17 protein-coding genes are annotated in these 20,202 nt (G+C 57.6%); 15 read left to right on the forward strand and 2 right to left on the reverse strand.

Going from position 1 to position 20,202, the window contains the following annotated elements; translation table 11 throughout:
• Window positions 1-13 precede the first annotated feature (13 nt).
• Window positions 14-484 carry a hypothetical protein gene (locus K2F33_RS09400; RefSeq protein ID WP_263881515.1) on the reverse strand — a complete coding sequence of 157 codons (471 nt, stop codon included), beginning with the start codon at window positions 482-484 and terminating at the stop codon, window positions 14-16.
• 362 nt (window positions 485-846) lie between these two features.
• Here K2F33_RS09400 and K2F33_RS09405 point away from each other — a divergent pair, with 362 nt between their 5' ends.
• From K2F33_RS09405 to K2F33_RS09440, 8 genes are all read left to right on the forward strand, one after another.
• The gene (locus K2F33_RS09405; protein WP_263882326.1) at window positions 847-1,782 is read left to right on the forward strand and encodes a carbohydrate ABC transporter permease; all 936 of its coding nucleotides are present in this window, start codon (window positions 847-849) and stop codon (window positions 1,780-1,782) included.
• 21 nt (window positions 1,783-1,803) lie between these two features.
• Window positions 1,804-2,643 (forward strand): carbohydrate ABC transporter permease, encoded by an 840-nt coding sequence (locus K2F33_RS09410; RefSeq protein WP_089549131.1) that lies wholly within the window; start codon window positions 1,804-1,806, stop codon window positions 2,641-2,643.
• A 273-nt stretch (window positions 2,644-2,916) separates the two neighbouring features.
• On the forward strand, window positions 2,917-4,308 hold the full coding sequence (locus K2F33_RS09415; RefSeq protein ID WP_263881516.1) for an ABC transporter substrate-binding protein: 1,392 nt from the start codon (window positions 2,917-2,919) through the stop codon (window positions 4,306-4,308).
• 71 nt (window positions 4,309-4,379) lie between these two features.
• Window positions 4,380-6,185: a sensor histidine kinase gene (locus K2F33_RS09420; protein WP_263881517.1), complete on the forward strand. Its 1,806-nt coding sequence runs from the start codon at window positions 4,380-4,382 to the stop codon at window positions 6,183-6,185.
• On the forward strand, window positions 6,178-7,821 hold the full coding sequence (locus K2F33_RS09425) for a response regulator transcription factor (protein ID WP_263881518.1): 1,644 nt from the start codon (window positions 6,178-6,180) through the stop codon (window positions 7,819-7,821). The genes K2F33_RS09420 and K2F33_RS09425 overlap by 8 nt, the downstream gene beginning before the upstream one ends.
• A gap of 33 nt (window positions 7,822-7,854) precedes the next feature.
• Window positions 7,855-9,714, forward strand: a complete 1,860-nt coding sequence (locus K2F33_RS09430) for a heparinase II/III family protein (protein WP_263881519.1) — start codon at window positions 7,855-7,857, stop codon at window positions 9,712-9,714.
• 2 nt (window positions 9,715-9,716) lie between these two features.
• Entirely contained in the window at window positions 9,717-10,856 is a 1,140-nt protein-coding gene (locus K2F33_RS09435; protein ID WP_263882327.1) for a glycoside hydrolase family 88 protein, read from the forward strand.
• A gap of 439 nt (window positions 10,857-11,295) precedes the next feature.
• Window positions 11,296-13,836 (forward strand): LamG-like jellyroll fold domain-containing protein, encoded by a 2,541-nt coding sequence (locus K2F33_RS09440; RefSeq protein WP_263881520.1) that lies wholly within the window; start codon window positions 11,296-11,298, stop codon window positions 13,834-13,836.
• Window positions 13,837-13,961: 125 nt separating this feature from the next.
• Here the strand turns inward: K2F33_RS09440 and K2F33_RS09445 are convergent, their stop codons facing one another.
• Window positions 13,962-14,906 (reverse strand): urea transporter, encoded by a 945-nt coding sequence (locus tag K2F33_RS09445; protein ID WP_263881521.1) that lies wholly within the window; start codon window positions 14,904-14,906, stop codon window positions 13,962-13,964.
• A 235-nt stretch (window positions 14,907-15,141) separates the two neighbouring features.
• Between K2F33_RS09445 and K2F33_RS09450 the strand changes: the two genes are divergently transcribed.
• Genes K2F33_RS09450 through K2F33_RS09480 form a run of 7 tightly spaced genes read left to right on the forward strand, consistent with a single transcriptional unit; the run spans window position 15,142 to window position 20,111 of the window.
• Window positions 15,142-15,444, forward strand: coding sequence for an urease subunit gamma (locus tag K2F33_RS09450; RefSeq protein ID WP_145026848.1), 303 nt, complete (start codon window positions 15,142-15,144; stop codon window positions 15,442-15,444).
• An 11-nt stretch (window positions 15,445-15,455) separates the two neighbouring features.
• Window positions 15,456-15,779, forward strand: coding sequence for an urease subunit beta (locus tag K2F33_RS09455; protein ID WP_145138473.1), 324 nt, complete (start codon window positions 15,456-15,458; stop codon window positions 15,777-15,779).
• Complete coding sequence (gene ureC / locus K2F33_RS09460; protein WP_263881522.1) at window positions 15,776-17,488, forward strand: urease subunit alpha; 1,713 nt, start codon at window positions 15,776-15,778, stop codon at window positions 17,486-17,488. The genes K2F33_RS09455 and ureC overlap by 4 nt, the downstream gene beginning before the upstream one ends.
• 17 nt (window positions 17,489-17,505) lie before the next feature.
• Window positions 17,506-17,961: an urease accessory protein UreE gene (ureE, locus tag K2F33_RS09465; protein ID WP_145138467.1), complete on the forward strand. Its 456-nt coding sequence runs from the start codon at window positions 17,506-17,508 to the stop codon at window positions 17,959-17,961.
• The gene (locus K2F33_RS09470) at window positions 17,954-18,640 is read left to right on the forward strand and encodes an urease accessory protein UreF (protein ID WP_263881523.1); all 687 of its coding nucleotides are present in this window, start codon (window positions 17,954-17,956) and stop codon (window positions 18,638-18,640) included. Before ureE ends, K2F33_RS09470 begins: the two co-directional genes overlap by 8 nt.
• 31 nt (window positions 18,641-18,671) lie before the next feature.
• Entirely contained in the window at window positions 18,672-19,283 is a 612-nt protein-coding gene (gene ureG, locus K2F33_RS09475; RefSeq protein WP_145026839.1) for an urease accessory protein UreG, read from the forward strand.
• Window positions 19,284-19,286: 3 nt separating this feature from the next.
• Window positions 19,287-20,111: an urease accessory protein UreD gene (locus K2F33_RS09480; RefSeq protein ID WP_263881524.1), complete on the forward strand. Its 825-nt coding sequence runs from the start codon at window positions 19,287-19,289 to the stop codon at window positions 20,109-20,111.
• The last annotated feature ends 91 nt before the right edge of the window (window positions 20,112-20,202 follow it).

The raw sequence follows: 20,202 nt of genomic DNA on the forward strand, positions 1-20,202 counted from the left end.
GCAAAAGCAGCCGCTATAGAAAGCCCCAGCAGAGCAGGGGAACCAGTAGGGCGAAAATCAGCGTGATGAGCGAATCGCGCACAAACAGCTTTTTCCCGATGTAAAACAGCAGCACCGTACACATGCCCGCCACCGTGGAGGCGATATGGTCCGTTCCTGCGGCGTCATGTACATACAGCGCATAGAAGCACAAAAAACCGGCCGCCGCGTAGATCGAGATTTGTTTGTCCCTGGACAGGGGAGGCAGCACGTACAGCACAAAATCCGCCAGAATGGAGGCGGTCATCGCATAACCGTAGACCCAGTAGGACAAGGGAATGGGCAGATCGGTGTCCGATGCCAGAGGAAGCTGATCCTGAAGGGGCATCATGCCGGAGAGTATCACCAGCAGGAGCAGCGTCAAGCCGGCCGATGCGAGCTTGTTCAGGGCGTACAGCCCCGATTTGAGCCTGGATGAGATAAAGGGGGAGCGGTCTGAATTCATCAAGTTTCTCTCCTTGTGATTCCATAGTACGTAGTACAGCATAATCGGATGCCGGAGCAAAGGTGACTGGGAATGTCACCTGCAGACGGCAGAGGTTTTTAGCAGTGCAGGTTTGGAGTTCCGCTGCTGAAAAAAGTAAAAATTAGCGTGAATATGATCAAAATACCGTCAAAGTTGCTGACGGTATTTTTTTTATAATATCAAGTATAAAATCCAGAGCCATTGCTTCCTGAGATTGCAAGAAAAACTTCCGCTATACGCGGTCTGTCTTCTTTGAAGGCACGTCGATAGACGTTTTTCTTTTAATCAAATCAGGTTTTAAGGAATGCAGAAGAAACGGGGTGTGGAGCTTGGAACAACGAATGGAAACAGCCGCGGCAGCGCCGCCGGGCATAGGGAAACGAACCCGGAAGAGCGGCTCCCTCCAGCGGGGCGAAACGCTGTGGGGAATGCTGTTCGTCAGCCCGATGCTGCTCGGGGTATTCATCCTTGTGCTGTTGCCGATCGTCGCAACGATGGTGCTCGGATTCGCCGACTGGAACTTTGTGCAGGGGTGGAACGGCATCCGCTGGGTCGGGTTTGAAAATTTTCAAAATTTGCTTCATGATGACATGTTTATTAAATCGGTCCGCAATAATGTCATCTTTCTGCTGACCGTGCCGGTGTACATGTTCATTTCGATGGTGCTCGCCATCCTGATCGACCGGTTCGTATACATGAAGAGCTACTTCAAAGTCGCTTACTTCATGCCCTATATCTCGAGCGTCGTCGCGGTCGCCGTCGTCTGGCAGGTGCTGTTTCAGCCCTCCTACGGCCCGATCAACGAATTGCTCAAATCGATTGGGGTGGAGCATCCGCCAAAATGGATTGCCGATCCGCATTTTGCGCTGCTGTCGATCATGATGATTTCGGTCTGGATCTCCATCGGCTTCAACATGATCATTTATATCGCCGGGCTGCAGTCAATCCCGCGCGACCTGTACGAGGCGGCTGACATCGACGGCGCGAACGGTTGGACAAAATTCACCCGGATTACGGTGCCGCTGCTGTCGCCGACGTCCTTTTTCCTGATGGTAACGGGCATCATTTCGACGTTCAAAGTGTTCGATATCATTGCAGTGATGACACAGGGAGGCCCGGTGGGCTCTACGACGATGATGGTCTGGTACCTGTACGACACGGCATTCGTCAATTTGAAGGTGGGCTATGCTTCGGCGATCGCCGCCGTTCTGTTCGCCTTTGTTATGCTGATTACCCTTGGACAGTGGTCCGCCCAGAAGAAATGGGTCAATTACTAAGCGAAAGGAGCTGAGCGGAAAATGACGACACGTACCGGGCCCGACTGGCGCAGGCTGGTCATCACCGCGGTCATGCTGGCGGTCAGCATCCTGTTTCTGATGCCGTTCATCTGGATGCTGGTCACTTCCTTCAAGATCGAAAAGGACGTCTTCGTCTACCCGATCCAGTGGATCCCAAGGAAATGGAACGCGGTGGCGAATTATAAAGAAGTATGGTTCGGCGATTACCCTTTTTATCTCTATTACTGGAACTCGATCAAGGTAAGCGTGCTGACGACGCTGATTTCCTGCACGGCGTCGGCCCTGGCCGCCTACGGCTTCTCCAAAATCCAGTTTGCCGCAGGGCGCTGGCTGTTCATGATCGTACTGGTCACCTACATGATTCCGGGGCAGGCGATCCTGATTCCGCAGTTTATTTTATACCGCAACATCGGCTTGTTCGACAGCCATTTCGGCCTGATCATTCTGGGCAGCTTCAGCGTGCTGGGCACGTTCATGCTTCGTCAATTCTTTATGGGCATTCATCAGGAATTCATCGAGTCGGCGAAAATCGACGGCGCGGGCCATCCCCGCATCTTCTCCTCGATCGCGCTGCCGCTCGTAAAGCCGGCGGTGGCGACCTACGCCATTCTGCGTTTTATCTGGACATGGAACGATTATCAGAATCCGCTGATCTTTCTGCGGAGCGACCGGCTGTTTACGATTCCGCTGGCGATGCAGAAGTTTACGTCTTTAAGCGGGGAGTTCTACTCGCTGATTATGGCCGCGGCGGTATCCGCCATTTTCCCGCTATTGCTGATTTTTATCATTGGGCAAAAAAACGTCATCGCAGGTATCGCCCTCGGTGGAGTCAAGGGCTAGCATCCGTCAAAATAGCAGGATCAACGGTCAATTTAACGTCATGAGCCGGGGGAGTGGCCCCGGTATAATCAAAGCGTCAGATACGGGAAAACGCAGCCGGCAAGCGGTGGGCATACGGAGGAGGTATACGGAGCACACCGAGGCATGCGGAGGCACACGGACGCAGGCGGATAAGCGGGCAAACGGCCCGAGGCCGGTGTCCTGTTAGCTGTATGGCAGTTGGCGGTAGAAGCATTTTCACGGCAAGCATAATCCAAGGGAGGTTATTGAGGGATGAAGAGAAAAAGATGGCTTACCGGCGCGGCAGCCGGCATGCTGCTGATCAGTTTGCTGTCAGGCTGCGGGGGAAGCAGCGGCGGCGGGGATAGCGAAGGGGCGGCGTCCGGCTCCGGCGGATCAAGCGGCGGCCAGGACAAGGTCAACCTCAGATTATACACCTATGGAACCGAGGAAGCTTACAATTGGAGCAAGACGCTCAAGGCCTACGAAGACGCCAACCCCGGCGTCACGATCGAGCTGGTGCAGCTCAGTGAAAAAGGCGATACACAGGAGGCTTCCAAGAAGCTGGACCTGGAGGCGGCGTCCTCCGCACAGATGGACATCCTGATGTTCAGCGATCCGGCCGGATACGCTCAGCGCGTAGCTTTGGGCATGGCGGAACCGCTGGACGACTACATTGCCAAGGACGGTTATAAGGAAGAGACGGATTATAAAGTCGATACCCGCCTGAACGGCAAGGTGTATGCGCTTCCGGGCAAGTTCAACCCGTGGTATGTGCTGTTGAACAAGGACCATTTGGATGAAGCGGGCTTGAGCGTGCCGACAGATTGGACGTGGGACCAGTTTGCCGATTATGCGAAAAAGCTCACCAAGGGCGAAGGCGCAAGCAAGCGCTACGGCACGTACTTCCATGGCCCGCAGGGCGGGGGCTGGCTGGAATTCCTGAAGCTGAAGATGGAGAATCAGCCGGAAAACTCCGACTTTCTCAAGGCCGACGGCTCCTCGAATCTGGATGATCCCAATTTCCGGGCGACGCTGGAACTGCGGCTGAAAATGGAAAAAGAGGACCAGTCCTCCGTTCCGTATACCGATATGATTTCGCAGAAGCTCAATTACCGGACGCAGTTTTTTAACCAATCGGCGAGCATGATCGTGATCGGCAGCTGGATGAATACCGAAATCGGCGGGACGGATAAGGTACCGCTGGAGTTTAACGTCGCCGTGGCGCCGTTCCCGAAAAACAAAGAGGGCGATCCCACGGGCATCACCCCGGTCACGACAGATTATGTCGCTGTCGCCGCAAAGTCGAAGCATAAGGAAGAAGCCTACAAGTTTGTGCGCTGGTACACGACCGAAGGGCAGACGGTCCAAGGTAAAAATATTCCGGCCTGGAGTCAGGTGAAGAGCGACCAGGTGGAGCGGATTATCGATACGATCCTCGCCGGCACGAAAACCCCGGAGAAGGTCGACAAGAAGTCATTGGTCGACACGCTGGTCGCCTCGAAAGCATCGGCGATCGTACCGCCGGCGTCCTACCAGGCCGAAGTGTTCAAAGCGGTCAACGAGGAATACGAGAAGCTGATCCTCGGCAACCAGGATATCGATGCAACGGTGAAAAACTCGCAGGAGCGCGTGAACAAAATCATCGAATCCAACCAAAAATAATTTTGGTATAATATGATCCAAAAACGGGGGACGGCGATTTCGTCCCTTTTTTGTACCCTGGGGGGACCATCATGATCAACCGGCTGCGGCACTTGGCGCTGCGCTCGATTCGCCACAAGCTCATCTTTGCGTCGATTGTCTGCATCGTCGTTCCCGCGGTCATCAGCCTGATCGTGTACAACGGCTTATCGCGGGAGGCGGTGAAGCGGCAGGCCGTATCGAACGCGAGGGATTCGCTGCAGCTGGTGGCCGGATCCGTCACGAACCTGCTGTCCAGCAAGCTGAACATTGCCAATTACATTCAAGTCAATTCCGGTTTGAACACCTATTTCAAGCAGGTCGCCTCAGGCAATGAGGAGAAGGATCCGTACCGCCGGTTTACCGATGCGAACCGGGTGCTGGAGCAGCTCGACAGCCTAACGGTGGTCGGCGAGCAGACGTATGTGACCGTGCTGCTGACAAACGGGGCGTATTACATGAATTATTCCGTAAGCGATTACAATCCGCCGGACCTGACCCGGCAGCCCTGGTTCAGACAGATGAAGGAGCTGAGAGGGCTGGAGTCTTATTGGACCGGGCCTGAGCGAACCGTCTACGTGCAGGATCAAGCCGATCACCCTTACCAGCTATCCATAGCCCGGTCGCTGCGGCTGGCCAATTCGGAAATTTACGGCTATGTGGTGGTGTCTTGGGTGGAGGATCAGGTTAGCGGCATCTTTGACCGGCTCTCCAAGGGAAACCGGGTGCTGATGGTAGACAGCGCGGGCACGATCGTATCGGGACCGGCCGGCCAAATCGGCAGGAAGTTTGCTTATGCTGATCTGAACGAGGGAACCAAGCCGTATTCGATTGAACGGATCGACGGGGAGAAGTTCCTGGTAGTGGAGCAGGAGATTCCGATGAACGGCTGGCATCTCGTGCTGATGCAGCCGTATCAGGACGCAATCGTGGACCTGAATGCCATCTTCAGCAAAGTATTTCTGTTCGAAATGATCTCGTTCTTCGTGTTCCTTCTGCTGCTGATCGTGCTGGTGCGCAGGTTCACGACGCCGCTCGTCCGGCTTGGCAAGGTAACGAACGCGGTGCAGCGCGGCAACCTGGACGTGCGTTCAGGCGTTGCCGGCAACGATGAGATCGGGCGGCTCGGACTGCTGTTCGACCAGATGCTGGACCGGGTCAAAGAGATGATCGCCGAGGTGTCGGACCACCAGGCCCGCAAGCGAAGGGCCGAGCTTAAAATGCTGCAGGCGCAGATTCATCCCCATTTTTTGTTCAACGTGTTAAATTCCATCCGGATGAAGGTGATGAAGCGCGGCGATCCGGAGAGCGCCAAAATGATCGGCTCGCTGTCGGTCCTGCTCCGCATGACGATCAGCCGCGAGGACGACGAGATTTTGCTGCATGAGGAGATCGACCTGATTTCCCATTACGTCGCCCTGATGAACCTGCGGCAGAAGGAGGAGGCCGTGCTGCAGCTGGATATTGACCCGGAGGCGTTTCTGATCAAAGTGCCGCGCTTCTTCCTGCAGCCCCTGGTCGAAAATGCGATGATTCATGGGCTGAGCCGCCAGGCAGGCACGATATCGATCCGGGCGGTGACGGAGGAGGAGCGGATCATTCTGACGGTCGCTGACGACGGCGCGGGAATGGAAGAGGAGCGGAGGCAGGAGCTGATGCGGATCCTGAACGGAGCCGCCTATGAAGCGGAGCCTTCGCCGTCAAGCGGCTCCTTTTCAGGCATTGGCCTGCCCAATGTGGCGGAGCGGATGAACATGATGTTCGGCGATGGATTCCAGGCTTGCGTGAACAGCGAGCCGGGGGCCGGAACCGTGATTGAGATGCATATTCCACGGAAGGAGGGTCTGCGGGATGTATAATGTCATGCTGGCTGACGATGATTACCCCGTGATTGAGCTGCTGTCAGAAACGATCCGCTGGGAGGAGCTCGGGCTGAGGCTGATGTCCACCCACGAGAACGGATGGAGCGCCTGGGAGCAGGCCCAGCGCCAGACCCCGGATATTCTCATTACGGATATCGGGATGCCCAAGATGGACGGCTTGGAGCTGTCGGGACGCATCCGGGAGCTGAATCCCGCCGTGCGAATCGCCATTTTGTCCTGTCACAGCGAGTTTCAGTATGCGCAGCAGGCCGTCCGTCTGAACGTACAGGACTATCTGCTGAAGGACACCCTTGACCCGGAGGATCTGGTACAGCGGCTCACCCGGTTCAAGCAGGCGATGGATGAGGAGAAGCAGGCTGGATGGGAGCACAGCCGGATGAAGCGCATGTATGATGAGGCGAAGGAGCTGCGGAAGGAACAGAGTCTGAAAAACCTCATCGATCTGCCCCTGCTGTCCCCGGAGAACTGGAGGAAGGAAGCAGCCGAGTACGGCCTGCTCCGGGAAGGCGAGCACACCCTGCCGGTCGCTGGATTTCTGGAGAACTACCGGCAGGTGAAATACCGCTTCTTTTCGGATCAAACGCTGCGTTTTGCCGTCGGCAACGTCATGAAGGAAGTGCTGGAGAACTTTGCACCATACGGGGTACACACGGGTTACGATGCCAGAACCTGGCTGCTGTTTTTCTCCGGCAAGCCGGGGCTCCATCGGAATTTTTATGAGGAAACGGCGCAGATGCTGAAGGAAATCCAGTCCGCGCTGCGAAAAGTACTTAAGGTTGACATGTCGCTGTGCATCAGCGAGCCCTGCGCTTCGCCGGAGAGCTTGAAGCAGGCGCTCGGCGGTCTGCTGGCCTCGGGCGGGCCGCGTTTCTATCTGGAACCCGGAGAGACGGTGAAGCTGCGCGCATCAAGGCCGAGGCTGGAGCCGGAGCCGGAAGGGGATGACCTGCCGCCGCGGGATCTGTTCAGCTTCTACGATGAGGCACTTGGCGAGCTGCGCGGGGCCTTACTGGACCGGGAGCCGCAGGCGATCCGGTCGGCGACGGCCGCCTGGACCGCGAGGATCCGCAAGGAGCGGTATCCGCCGGAGGCGGTGAAGGATTGGGTCCTCAAGCTGCTGCTCGATTTGAAGCTGAAGCTGCAAGCCATCCCTTCCGTTTCGACGGCATCGTCCGCGGATACGCTCCACAAGGAAATCGCGGACATCGATTCGCTTGCAGATCTTCATGCCTGGCTGAACGGGCATTTGGAGTCGTGGGCGGCGACCGATTTTGGCGGACATAAGTCCGGCAGACGGCCCGAGATTATCGAAGCCTGCTTGTACGTCACGCGGCGGCTGCACAGCCGGATTTCGCTGGACGAGGTGGCGGAGCACCTCCACATGAACACCAGCTACTTCTGCCGGCTGTTCAAGAAGGAGACGGGCAGCACCTTTATCGAATACGTGACCCGGCTCAAAATGATGCGGGCCCAGGAGCTGCTGGACCGGACGGGAGCGACCGTCGGGGAGATTTGCGAGCAGCTGGGCTATGACAATCAAAGCTATTTCATTAAGACATTCAAATCTTATTCCGGCGTGACCCCGGTCGAATACCGGAGCCGGCTGCGGTGAGGCTTGGACCGCATAAGAGAGGAGGATTCGCAATTGCTGGAATCATCATCCCGTCATGAGCAAGGAAGTCCGTCCCTGAAGGAAGTGGCTCATGACATGGTTCCCGCCGGGTTGGACCTATATTATCCGGACGGCGACGCGGCCCGTTTCTGGCAGAAGGTCCGGACCTCGGACCTGTATGAAGCGGACCGGCGTGAAATTCAGGCGGAAGGTCAGCGGCTGCTTGGACTGCCGCTGCCGGTATTAACGTACTCGCTGTATGCCGACTTTGCCCGTACGGGGCGCCGGCTTGGGTATGAGCGGGTGTATTTCGAGCGGCGCCGCCGGCTGAACACCTTTGCGATTCTGACGATGCTTGAGCCGGAGCGGGATGAATACCGCGAGGCACTGTGCGATACGCTGTGGCTTATTTTGGAGGAGTACACCTGGTGCCTCCCCGCCCACTTGGGGGAAGGGGACGCCGGGGGAGAGATCGATTTGTTCAGTGCCGAAACCGGCTTTGCGCTCAGCGAGCTGCTGTACCTGGCGGGCGACGATCTGCCGCCCCTGATCCGGAGCCGAATTCGGGATGAAGTGCATCGCCGCCTGTTCGAGCCGTATTTGGCCCGGGAGTTTCACTGGGAGTCGGCCGTACATAATTGGTCCGCCGTGTGCGCCGGTTCGATCGGCGCGGCGGCGCTGCTGCTGCTGGAGGATGCGGACCGTTTGGCGGCCGTTCTGGCGAAGGCGGAGAGAAGCATGCACTGCTACCTGACGGGGTTCGGTGAAGACGGCGCCTGTCAGGAGGGGCTCGGGTACTGGAATTACGGATTCGGTTATTTTACGTATTACGCCGATCTGCTCCGGAAGCGGTCCCGAGGACGGCTGGACTGGTTCGCCAGCGACAAGGTCCGCCGCATCGCGCTGTTTCAGCAAACATGCTTTCTTGGCGGAAGCGCGGTGGCGAACTTCTCCGACTCCAGGCCAAGCGGCAGCATCCAGCCGGGGCTGTCGGATTATTTGGCCGGCCTGTATCCGGAGTTCCAGCGGCCGCCGGCCCGTCTCCGGGCTGCGTTTACGGAGGATCACTGCAGCCGCTGGGCGCCGGCCATCCGGAATCTGCTGTGGCGGAGCGGGGAGCCGGCCCAGAGCGAGTGGAGGCCGTTCTTCGACTACCTGCCCGACGCACAGTGGCTCATCTGGCGGCATGCCGGCCCCGGCTGCGCGTTCGGCTTTGCAGCCAAAGGCGGGCATAACGCCGAGCCCCACAACCATAACGACCTCGGGCAGTTCATGCTGTACGGGGACGGCGAGTTTTTCCTCGCCGACCTCGGCAGCGGGGAATACACGAAGTCGTATTTCGGACCGGAGCGCTACACCTACGACTGCAACGGCTCGCAGGGGCACAGCGTGCCGATCGTCGGCGGCCAGTATCAGGCCGAAGGAGAGGACAGCCGGGCGGTGGTCGAAGAGGCTTATGCCGATGAGGCTGGAGCTGTGTTTGGCGTGGACCTCACGCAAGCTTACCGGTACGCGGGGCTGGAAAGCCTGCGCCGTGCGCTCCGCTGGGAGATGCAGGGCGGGCTGCCGAGTCTGGCCCTTACGGACGAGTATCGGTTTGCAGGAGCGCCAAGCTCGGTGGTGGAGCGTTTTGTCACCCGCGTCCGGCCGCGGCTTGCGGGGGACCGGATCGAGCTCCAAGGATCAGGAGAGCAGGGCTTGAAGCTGATTATGCGTTATGACGGCGGGATGCTCTCGCCGGAGATCACCCGGCGGATGTTTATGGACCATGACGGATGCGAAGCCGAATGGTACACGATCGATTTGACGGTCCGGAAGCCGGAGCCCTCCATCCGGGTCGCCGTCACCTTTGAGTTTGAGCCAAATGACAGGGAAAGCGGGGATCGGGAGTGAATATGACGGAACAGGCCGCGCAAGCGGTATGGGTAAATGAAGCTTGGGGCAAGGCGCTGGATAAAGTCCGGCGCACGAGCCAGCGCATCGGGGCGGGATTTCCCCATGCCAGCCCAAACGGCGAGTATGTGCTGGAACCCCCGCACTGGTGGACGGCGGGCTTCTGGCCGGGGCTGCTCTGGCTGCTGTATAACGGCAGCGGGGACGAGCGTCTGCGGGGGATCGCCGAGGAATGCGAGGCCCGGCTCGATGAAGTATTGGACGGCTACACCCGTCTCGACCATGACCTCGGATTTATGTGGACGCTGACGAGCCTGGCTTCCTACAAGCTGACGGGAAGCGAGGAGTCGAAGCGGAGGGCGCTCAAGGCGGCGAATTACCTGGCCGCCCGCTTTAATTTGAAAGGCCGGTTCATCCGCGCCTGGAATCCGTGGTCCGCAGGCGAGGACAATGCCGGCGTCGCCATCATTGACTGCGCCATGAACGTGCCGCTGCTGTTCCAGGCGTCCGCCATGACCGGCGATCCGCGGTACCGCCACGTCGCTGAGGCGCATATGGACACGGTGGCCGCCGACTTTGTCCGGCCGGACGGCTCCGTGTACCACATCATGCGCTACGACCCGGACACGGGCGAGCGCATCGGCGGCCTCGGCGGCCAGGGTTATGCGCCGGAGTCGGCCTGGTCCCGCGGCACGGCCTGGGCCATCTACGGCCTGACGCTGGCCTATCATCATACCGGCAAGCAAACCTATCTGGACACGGCCAAGCGCGCCGCCCACTTCTTCCTTGCCAATCTGCCGGAGGACCACGTGCCGCACTGGGACTTCCGGGCGCCGCTGGAAGAAAGGCAGTACCGCGACTCCTCGGCCGGCGCGTGCGCGGCCAGCGGGCTGCTCCTGCTGTCGGACCAGGTGGGTGAGCTGGAAGCAGCCGTCTACCGTGAGCCGGCCGTGCGCATGCTGGAGTCGCTATACGCGAACTACGGCGCTTTTGACGATCATGCGCAGGAAGGCCTCATTTTGCATGGGACAAGCCATTATCCGAACCAAACGAATGTGGACGTGCCGCTGATTTACGGCGACTTTTTCTTCGTGGAAGGCCTCGCCCGGCTGCAGGGGAAAGGACCGTTTTATTGGGAATAAGCGGGCGTTGTATTGCGGCGTATGGGCGATTTGAACGTGCAAGGTTGAGCGGTCAAAGCCGTTTTTTACAGCTGAATACTTGAACGGACGAAAGGAATGGGACTTTAGGGTCTCATTCCTTTTTTTTGTTTTATACTTTTATAAACTTAATGAGGGTGATAACTGTTATTTCAGCAGCGATAAGTTAAATATTTTCCGAAGACGATTGAAATTTAATGATTATCATTATATGATTATTTAAAACATTTTAGTTTTATCTAAATAAAATACGTGTTGAAAGCGGTTTACAGGTTGATGAAACGGTAACAAGGGAGGGATCGGTCGCCGGGCCGCTGCAGGCGTCACGATGAAGCAGCGCTGTGCGGATCAATGAATGCGTTTTCGCCAAAGGTTGAATGATCTTATTTTTTGAAAATTTTATTTGTTGGAGGGAGCAAACATGAACAGAAGGTGGGTTTCGGCATTGTTGATGATGATGCTGTTCGTCACGGTTCCGGGGCAGGTATTTGGCACCGGGCCGGACAGTACGGCGCAGAAAGGCGGCAAGACACAGGAGGAGCAGGGACAGGTGCCGGTGTATCAAAACGTATCCGTACACGATCCATCCATCGTGAAGGACGGGGATACGTATTACGTATTCGGTTCGCATATTGAAGCGGCCCGATCAAAGGACCTGCAGAGCTGGACCCGGTTTACGAACGGGTATACGACGCCGGGCAACGTGCTGTATGGCGATCTGGCGCAAAATTTGGCCGGGTCGTTCGCCTGGGCCGGACAAAATGATTCGGACAGCAAGGGCGGTTTTTCCGTGTGGGCTCCCGACGTGTTCTGGAATCCCGAATATGTGAATACGGACGGCACCAAAGGCGCCTATATGCTGTACTACTGCACGTCCTCGACGTATATCCGGTCGGCCATCGGGTTTGCTGTGTCGCCAAAGATCGAGGGGCCTTATCAGTATGTCGATACCCTGGTGTACTCCGGCTTTACGGAGGGCGATGCCACGGATAAGGACAGCGTGATCAATAAAAAGTGGACGAACACGAATATTCCGAAGCTGATCGACGGCGGACAGCTCAGCGGGGCAAGCGGCGCCTGGTTCAACGCTGACGGGTCGTTTGCCAACGGCACGTATCCGAATGCGATCGATCCGAACCTGTACTATGACAAAAACGGGCAGCTCTGGATGTCTTACGGCTCCTGGTCCGGTGGTATCTTCGTCCTTCCCGTGGACCCGAAGACCGGCAAGGTGAAATATCCCGGCAAAGACGGCAAGACCGCCGACGGACGCCTGGTGGACCGGTATTTCGGCACGAAGGTGGCCGGAGGTTACGGCAAATCGGGCGAAGGTCCGTATGTGGTGTTTGATAAAGCTACCGGCTACTACTACCTGTACATGACCTACGGCTGGCTTGGAGCCGACGGCGGTTACAACATGCGGGTGTTCCGCGCGAAGAACCCGGACGGACCGTATGTGGATGCCCAGGGCCAGAACGCCGTTCTGCCCGGAGACACGGACAACGCGCCGTACGGCAACAAGCTGATGGGGAACTACCTGTTTGCCAGAGACGTGGGCGATCCGGGAACCGGCATCGGCGTAGGCTATGTGTCTCCAGGGCATAACTCCGTGCTGCTGGATGATGCGACCGGCAAGCGGTTCCTCGTCTTCCATACCCGTTTCCCGCAGATGGGCGAAGCGCATGAGGTGCGGGTGCATCAAATGTACATGAATGCGGACGGCTGGCCGGTGGTTGCCCCATACCGGTATGCAGGAGAAACGTTAAGCAAGGTGGACCGTCAGGACCTGATCGGGGAATATAAATTCATCAACCACGGAAAAGGGACGACCGCGGATATCCAGTCCTCCGTGTATATCCGGCTGAACAAGGACAACACGATTTCAGGCGATGTGACCGGCATTTGGAAAAAGACCGGGCACAACGAGGCGGAGCTTGTCATTGCCGGTTCCGTGTACAAGGGCGTCTTCGCCAGCGGCTGGGATCCGGTGTCCGAGCGTTATGTCATGACCTTCACGGCTTCTTCGCGGGAGGGCGTGGCGGTCTGGGGCAGCCGGCTTGAAGACAAAACCGATCAGGCGCTGGTTCAGGACGTATACAACGATCTGAGTCTGGGGGATACGGCGAAGGTCGTGTCGGACCTCGCCCTTCCGGCGGAAGGAACCCGGCACACCGCGATTTCCTGGAAGAGCTCGGACGAAGCGGTCGTATCGGCCAAAGGTGAGGTGCACCGTCCGGCGGGCGGCGCCCCGGTTCAAGCGGTGCTCACTGCGACAATCACCAAAGGCGGCGCTTCGCTGACGAAGTCCTTTACGGTGACCGTTCTGCCGTACCAGGACGCCAAGCTGTCTGCTTATTACGGACTTGAGGGCAGCTTTGCGGACAGTCAGGGGCGGTTTGCCGCAGGTACGGTGACCGGCGACCGGATTGACAAGTCCGGCGGCAGCATCACCTTCGCCGAGGGCAGACAAGGCCAGGCCGCCAAGTTCGACGGAGCCTCCGGGATCCGGCTGCCGGACGGACTGATTTCAAGCAATGCCTATTCGGTTGCGCTGTGGATCAAACCGGAGGAGCTGACGACGTACACGACGGCCTTCTTTGGCGCGAAGGACGGCGACCATTGGGTGAGCCTCGTGCCACGGGGAGCCGTCGCCAACAATACGATGGTCTGGTCGGGCAGCACGATCTGGTATGACGGGGCGACCGGACTGACCATTCCGACCGGCGAGTGGTCGCATCTGGCCTTTTCCGCGGAGAATGGCACGCTGACCGTGTACGTGAATGGGGTGCAGAAGTTCAAGGGAGCGAACTTCCCGGACTGGTTTACCGGCACGAAGGCAAGCTTTAGCCTGGGCGTCAACTGGTGGGATCCGCCGTTTAAAGGGCTGATCGACGAGCTGCGCGTGTACGATGGCGCTCTGACGCCAGCGCAGGCAGCGGATTTGGCCAAGAATCCGTCTTAAACAATGGAGGGGCCAGTTTCTATTCTGGCCACAAACAAGAGGGACAAAGCGAAAGATGACCTTTCGCTTTGTCCCTCTTTTGTCCCTTTTTTGAAGATTACAGAATTTATTTTCTTTAGCAGCGGTTACAGGTTCGGCAGTACTTTGCGCGCGGCGAGGAACAACCAGGTGCTGAGCACAAATGGCAGGGTCAGCGCGGGCAGGCCGTAAGGCAGAATCCAGGTATCGATGCCGGCCGTAACCGGCACCGTTACCGCGGCGGCAATCAGCCCGGTGAACGGCGCCCAGCGGCTTTTGGCGTCAAATACGGCGCCGACGGCGAGGATAGTCAGGACGGCGTTGTACCCGTACAAGCCGAGGTTCATCAGCGATATTTCCGCGCCAAGTCCCAATGCGGTAAGCCACCCGGCTATAGAGCCGATGGCTGCATAAATGCCAAGGCGCCAGTTCCCCCACAGCACGGCGACCCAAATCAGCAGGCACGGCCAAATCCCGTCCTGGAAGTAGACTTGTCCGACGCCGTCCACGAGACTGCGGAACAGGTGGATGGCTCCTTCTGGATGAAGCGTCCAGTGGGACAGGTCCTGCGGAGCAAGGTCCGGGCTCAGCCGGAACAGGCTCAGCCGGTAGGATGCCATGAGCAGAAACCAAGTGACGACAATGAAAGGGAGCGTCAGCACGGGGAGCCCGCTGCCCCGCATCGCATGCATCATGGCGGCTGTGAGGAGGGCGGCGGCTGCGGCACCGGCCAGCGCGATGACCCACCGGTCCGAGCCTCCCAGATAGAGTGATAACGAGATGCCGGCCAGCACCGAGTTGTAGCCGAGCAGTCCCTGCTTGACCGCATCGCGGTCGGCGCCGCCCCACCAGCCGATCAGCGTAGCGATGCAGGCCGACAGCAGCGCGATGACGCCAACCTGAATCGAGGAGATTAGGATGGCGATCAGGATGAGGAGGCCGGAGACGGCATTTTCGACCAGGATCACCTGGGAAATCCCCTTCAGAACAGCTTCCGCAAAAGCGGGCAGTCTCCAAGCCCCGAAGAGATGTCGTTCGATTTTCAGCATCATATTCCCCATTTCCTTTGTAGTGTTTCGAGATATGCGGGCATCCCTCCATGACAACATGTGATAGCTATATGTAATTTATTATATATATAATTTATGATATATTAAGGCTGCGGGGTTATCAATCACAAAGTTTTTGGCCCGGAAAGGCCATTAAACAAGCGCACCGCGGACGGGAAATCGAAAAGAGATATCCGCACACAAATGTATCCGAATGGATAAGGAGGCCGAAAGCACAATGCAGCTGCTGCCGCGTGAGGTTGATAAGTTATTGATTGTTGTCGCCGCGGATCTTGCAAGACGCCGCAAGGAAAGGGGGCTTAAGTTAAACCACCCGGAAGCTATTGCCTACATTACCTATGAGGTATTGGAAGGGGCGAGGGACGGACGTACCGTTGCCGAACTGATGGAGTATGGGGCGACCATACTGACCCGTGCCGATTGCATGGAGGGCGTACCCGAAATGATCCACGATATTCAGGTGGAGGCTACCTTTCCCGACGGCACTAAACTCGTCACCGTACATAATCCGATACGATAGGAGGAATCGTGATGATCCCAGGGCAATTATTTTTGCAAGACGAAGACATTGTGTGCAATGAGGGAAGGGTCGTGTCCCGGACGAAGGTGACCAACACGGGCGACCGCCCGGTACAGGTCGGGTCCCATTTCCACTTCTATGAAGTGAACGAAGCGCTGCAGTTTAATCGCAAAGACGGCTTCGGCATGCATCTGAATATTCCGGCAGGGGCGGCAGTCCGCTTCGAACCGGGGGATGAGAAGGAAGTTGAGCTGGTAAGTTACGGCGGAGAGCGACGCGTATACGGCTTCAACAATAAAACCGACGGTTCCGTGGAAGGGGGCCCCCGACCATGACTTTCCGGATGCCAAGAACGCAGTATTCGCAAATGTACGGCCCGACAACCGGCGATTCAATCCGGCTTGCGGATACGGACCTGATCATTCAAATCGAGAAAGACTATACCCACTATGGGGACGAAGTGGTGTTTGGCGGCGGGAAAGTCATCCGGGACGGCATGGGACAGCATCCGCTCGTCACCCGCGCCGACGGGGTCCCGGACGTCGTGATCACGAACGCCGTAATCCTGGATTATACCGGTATTTACAAGGCGGATATCGCTATTCGGGACGGGAAAATCGCCGGTATCGGCAAGGCGGGCAATCCGCTGGTGATGGAGAAGGTGGACATCGTCATCGGGGCATCGACGGAGATCATCGCCGGGGAAGGCATGATCGTCACGGCCGGCGGCATTGACAGCCACGTGCACTTCATCAGTCCTTCCCAGATTGAAACAGCCCTGTCCTCCGGCCTGACGACGCTGATCGGCGGAGGAACCGGCCCGACGGCCGGCTCCAAGGCAACGACGGTCACCCCCGGAGAGTGGAACATCCACCGTATGCTGGAAGCTGCGGAAGGGATGCCGGTCAACGTCGGCTTTACCGGTAAAGGCCAGGCCGCCGCGGTCGAACCCCTTGCAGAGCAGGTACGGGCGGGTGTGATCGGGCTGAAGGTCCACGAAGACTGGGGAGCGACGGCATCGGCACTGGATCATGCGCTGACCGTGGCAGACCAATATGACGTGCAGGTAGCGGTACATGCCGATACCCTCAATGAAGGGGGCTTCATGGAGAACACGATGGCCGCGATCAAGGGCCGGGTGATCCACATGTACCATACCGAGGGTGCGGGCGGCGGCCACGCGCCGGACTTGATCAAGTCCGCCGGCTACCTTAACGTGCTTCCTTCATCCACCAATCCGACGCTGCCCTATACCGTGAACACGATCGACGAGCATCTGGACATGCTCATGGTATGCCACCATCTCAATCCGTCGATTCCGGAGGATTTGGCGTTTGCGGATTCGCGGATCCGGCGCGAGACGATTGCTGCAGAGGATATTTTGCAGGACATGGGCGTATTCAGCATGGTCAGCTCCGATGCCCAGGCCATGGGCCGGATTGGGGAAGTCATTCTGCGTACCTGGCAAACCGCTGACAAAATGAAAAAGCAGCGCGGCTCCCTGCAGGGTGACAGCGAACGGTCGGACAACAACCGCGCGAAACGATATGTCGCCAAATATACGATCAATCCGGCCATCACCCATGGCATTTCCGAATATGTGGGCTCGGTCGAAGTCGGCAAGATGGCCGACCTGGTCATTTGGAGTCCGGCCTTTTTCGGGGTGAAGCCCGAGTTGATTCTGAAGAACGGCATGGTGGTTCAGAGCCTGATGGGGGATGCCAATGCGTCGATTCCGACGCCGCAGCCGGTCATCTACCGGCCAATGTATGCACAGTACGGCAAAGCTCTGGCTTCCTGCTCCGCTACGTTTATATCGCAATCGGCCTTTGATCTGGGCGTCCACGAAAAGCTGGGTCTGCAGAAAATCGTCCTGCCCGTCCGCGGCATTCGCTCTTTGACGAAAAAGGACATGCGGCTCAACAGCGAAACGCCAGAAATTACGGTAGACCCGCAGACATACGAGGTTCGGGTGAACGGGGATTTGATCACCTGTGATCCGGTCAGCGAGGTGTCGATGGGCCAAAGGTATTTCCTATTCTAAGCATGGAGGTAAGCGCGTTGATCATTGAACAAATCGTAGGCAATCTGGACCGATTGGAGCCGGAGGAAATCAAGAAACGCCATACCGAGAAGGTGTATCTGGAGAGTTCCGATCTCGTGAAACGGATCCAGCGTGTCAAGACCGACCACGGAAAAGAAATCGGGATTCGGCTGAAAGACCCTCGCGATCTTGTGGCCGGCGACATTTTATATATGGATGACACCAACATGATCGTGATCGATGTGCTTTCTGACGACCTGATCGTAATTCGTCCGCGCAGCCTGAAGGAGATGGGGACGATCGCCCATCAGCTGGGCAACCGCCATCTTCCGGCACAATTTGAAGGCGATGAGATGCTTGTCCAGTACGACTATTTGGTGGAGGAACTGCTGATGCAGCTCGGCATCCCGTACCAGCGGGAGGAGCGCAAGGTGAAGCAAGCCTTCCGCCACATCGGCCACAGCCATGGATAAATCGATGTTGTCCCTGCTGCAGCTGTGCGACTCCAACTTTCCGACCGGGGCGTTCAGCCATTCGTTCGGCCTGGAGAGCTACATTCAAGAGGGGCAGGTGCATGATCCGGCGACCTTTGCGAATTGGCTCGGCGTTTATTTGAACCAGCAGCTGGTGCATGCCGACGGGCTCGCCGCGCGCTGCGTGTTTGACGCCGTACAGGGGAACCGGCCTGACGAGGTGTGGAAATGGGACCGGCTGCTTACCGTGCAGAATCTGGCACGGGAGACGAGGGAAGGCACGCAGAAGATGGGGGACCGGATGCTTGCGCTCATCGAATCGATGTACAGCTTCCCCCTTCTCTCGCAATATCGGCAGCGCATCCGGGGCAAGGCCAGCTTCGGACATCCCGCCGTCGTCTTTACGATGACGGGTCACCATTTGGGGGCAAGCCGGGAAGATACGCTTGTATTTTATCTGTACTCGGTGGTGGTCGGCCTGGTGCAAAATGCGGTCCGGGCCATCCCGCTCGGGCAGACGGCGGGGCAGCGAATCATCCGCGACGTTCAGGAGGCGCTGCCTACTGCTGTCGACCGGATTCTCGCCTTGGACGAAGAAGACTTCGGCGTCCTGTCGCCGGGAATCGAGCTGTCCCAGATGAAGCATGAACGCGTCAATATCCGGATTTTTATGTCCTAAACTATTAATCTATAGAAAGAAGTGTGTGAGGATGGAGCCGATCCGTATTGGAATTGGCGGCCCGGTAGGGGCCGGAAAAACGATGCTGGTGGAGAAGCTGACCCGCCATCTTGACGGAGAAATCAGCATGGCAGTAGTCACCAATGATATCTATACGAAGGAAGACGCCAAATTTCTGATGGCTAATGGGGTGCTCCCAGACGACCGGATCATCGGGGTGGAGACTGGAGGCTGTCCGCATACGGCGATCCGCGAGGATGCATCGATGAATTTCGCGGCGATCGATGAACTGAAGGAAAGACATCCCGACGTGCAGCTCATCTTCGTCGAGAGCGGAGGGGATAACCTCGCTGCTACGTTCAGCCCGGAGCTCGTTGATTTTTCCATCTATATTATCGACGTGGCCCAAGGAGAGAAAATTCCGCGCAAAGGCGGGCAGGGGATGATCAAATCAGACCTGTTTATCATCAACAAGACCGATCTGGCGCCTCATGTCGGGGCACGGCTGGAAGTGATGGAATCGGATACGAAGGTGTTCCGCGGCAACAAGCCGTTCGTCTTTACGAATCTGAAAAAGGAAGAAGGGCTTGACCAGGTCATCGCCTGGATCAAGGATAACGCCTTCCTCCACGGTCTGAGCTAGGTTATGAAGGATTGGACAGGCATTCTGCGGCTGGAGGCGGAAGAGCGGGACAGCAGGACGGTCGCGCGGAACGTCTATTTTCAAGGGGCCTTCAAGGTGATGCGTCCCATCTATCACGACGATTCCGGGCAGCCGTGTTATTATTTGCTGAATCCGGGGGGCGGATACCTGGATGGGGACCGCTATCATCTTGGCATATCGCTGCTGGAAAACGCCCGGCTCACGCTGACGACGCAGTCGGCCACCAAAATCTACAAAACGCCGAACACGCCAGCGTACCAGGAAACGGAGATTTCGCTGAAAAAGGGAAGCTATCTCGAATACATTCCCGATCCGCTGATCGGTTACGAACATGCCCGGTACGATCAAAAGACGGTGATCCGCATGGAAAAGGGGGCGTCGCTGCTGTACTGCGACAGCGTCACCCCCGGCTGGTCGCCCGAAGGTACCCTGTTCAGCTACGACACCCTTCGGCTTCGCACGGAGATCTATATGGACGGCGAGCTTGCCGTCTATGATCATATTAAACTGCAGCCTGCGGGCCAGCCGGTGGATGGGCTGGGGTTTCTGGAGGGGTACACGCATCTGGGATCGATGCTGTTCATCGGAGAAGAGGCGGATGCCGGACTGCTTGACGAGCTGTACAGCGCTGTTCACCCCGAGCCGGACGGGGTCCGGATCGGCATGTCGCTGCTAAATGTCCCCGGCCTGGCTGTCCGGATCCTAGCTCACTCCACCCAGGCGGTGGAACGGATCCAGGCGGAGTGCCATCATCTCGTCAGCCGCCGTCTGTTCGGTAGAAATCCGAGCTTTCTGCGCAAATACTAGATTCGTCCGCCGGCCGCAGCGATCCGTCCCGCCGGCTGCATGCTCTTCGCCAAACTTCTTTGTTAGCTTTTTTAGCCGGAAAGGTACCATT

The organism is Paenibacillus sp. PSB04 (assembly GCF_025809195.1).
GTDB lineage: Bacteria > Bacillota > Bacilli > Paenibacillales > Paenibacillaceae > Paenibacillus_AQ > Paenibacillus_AQ favisporus.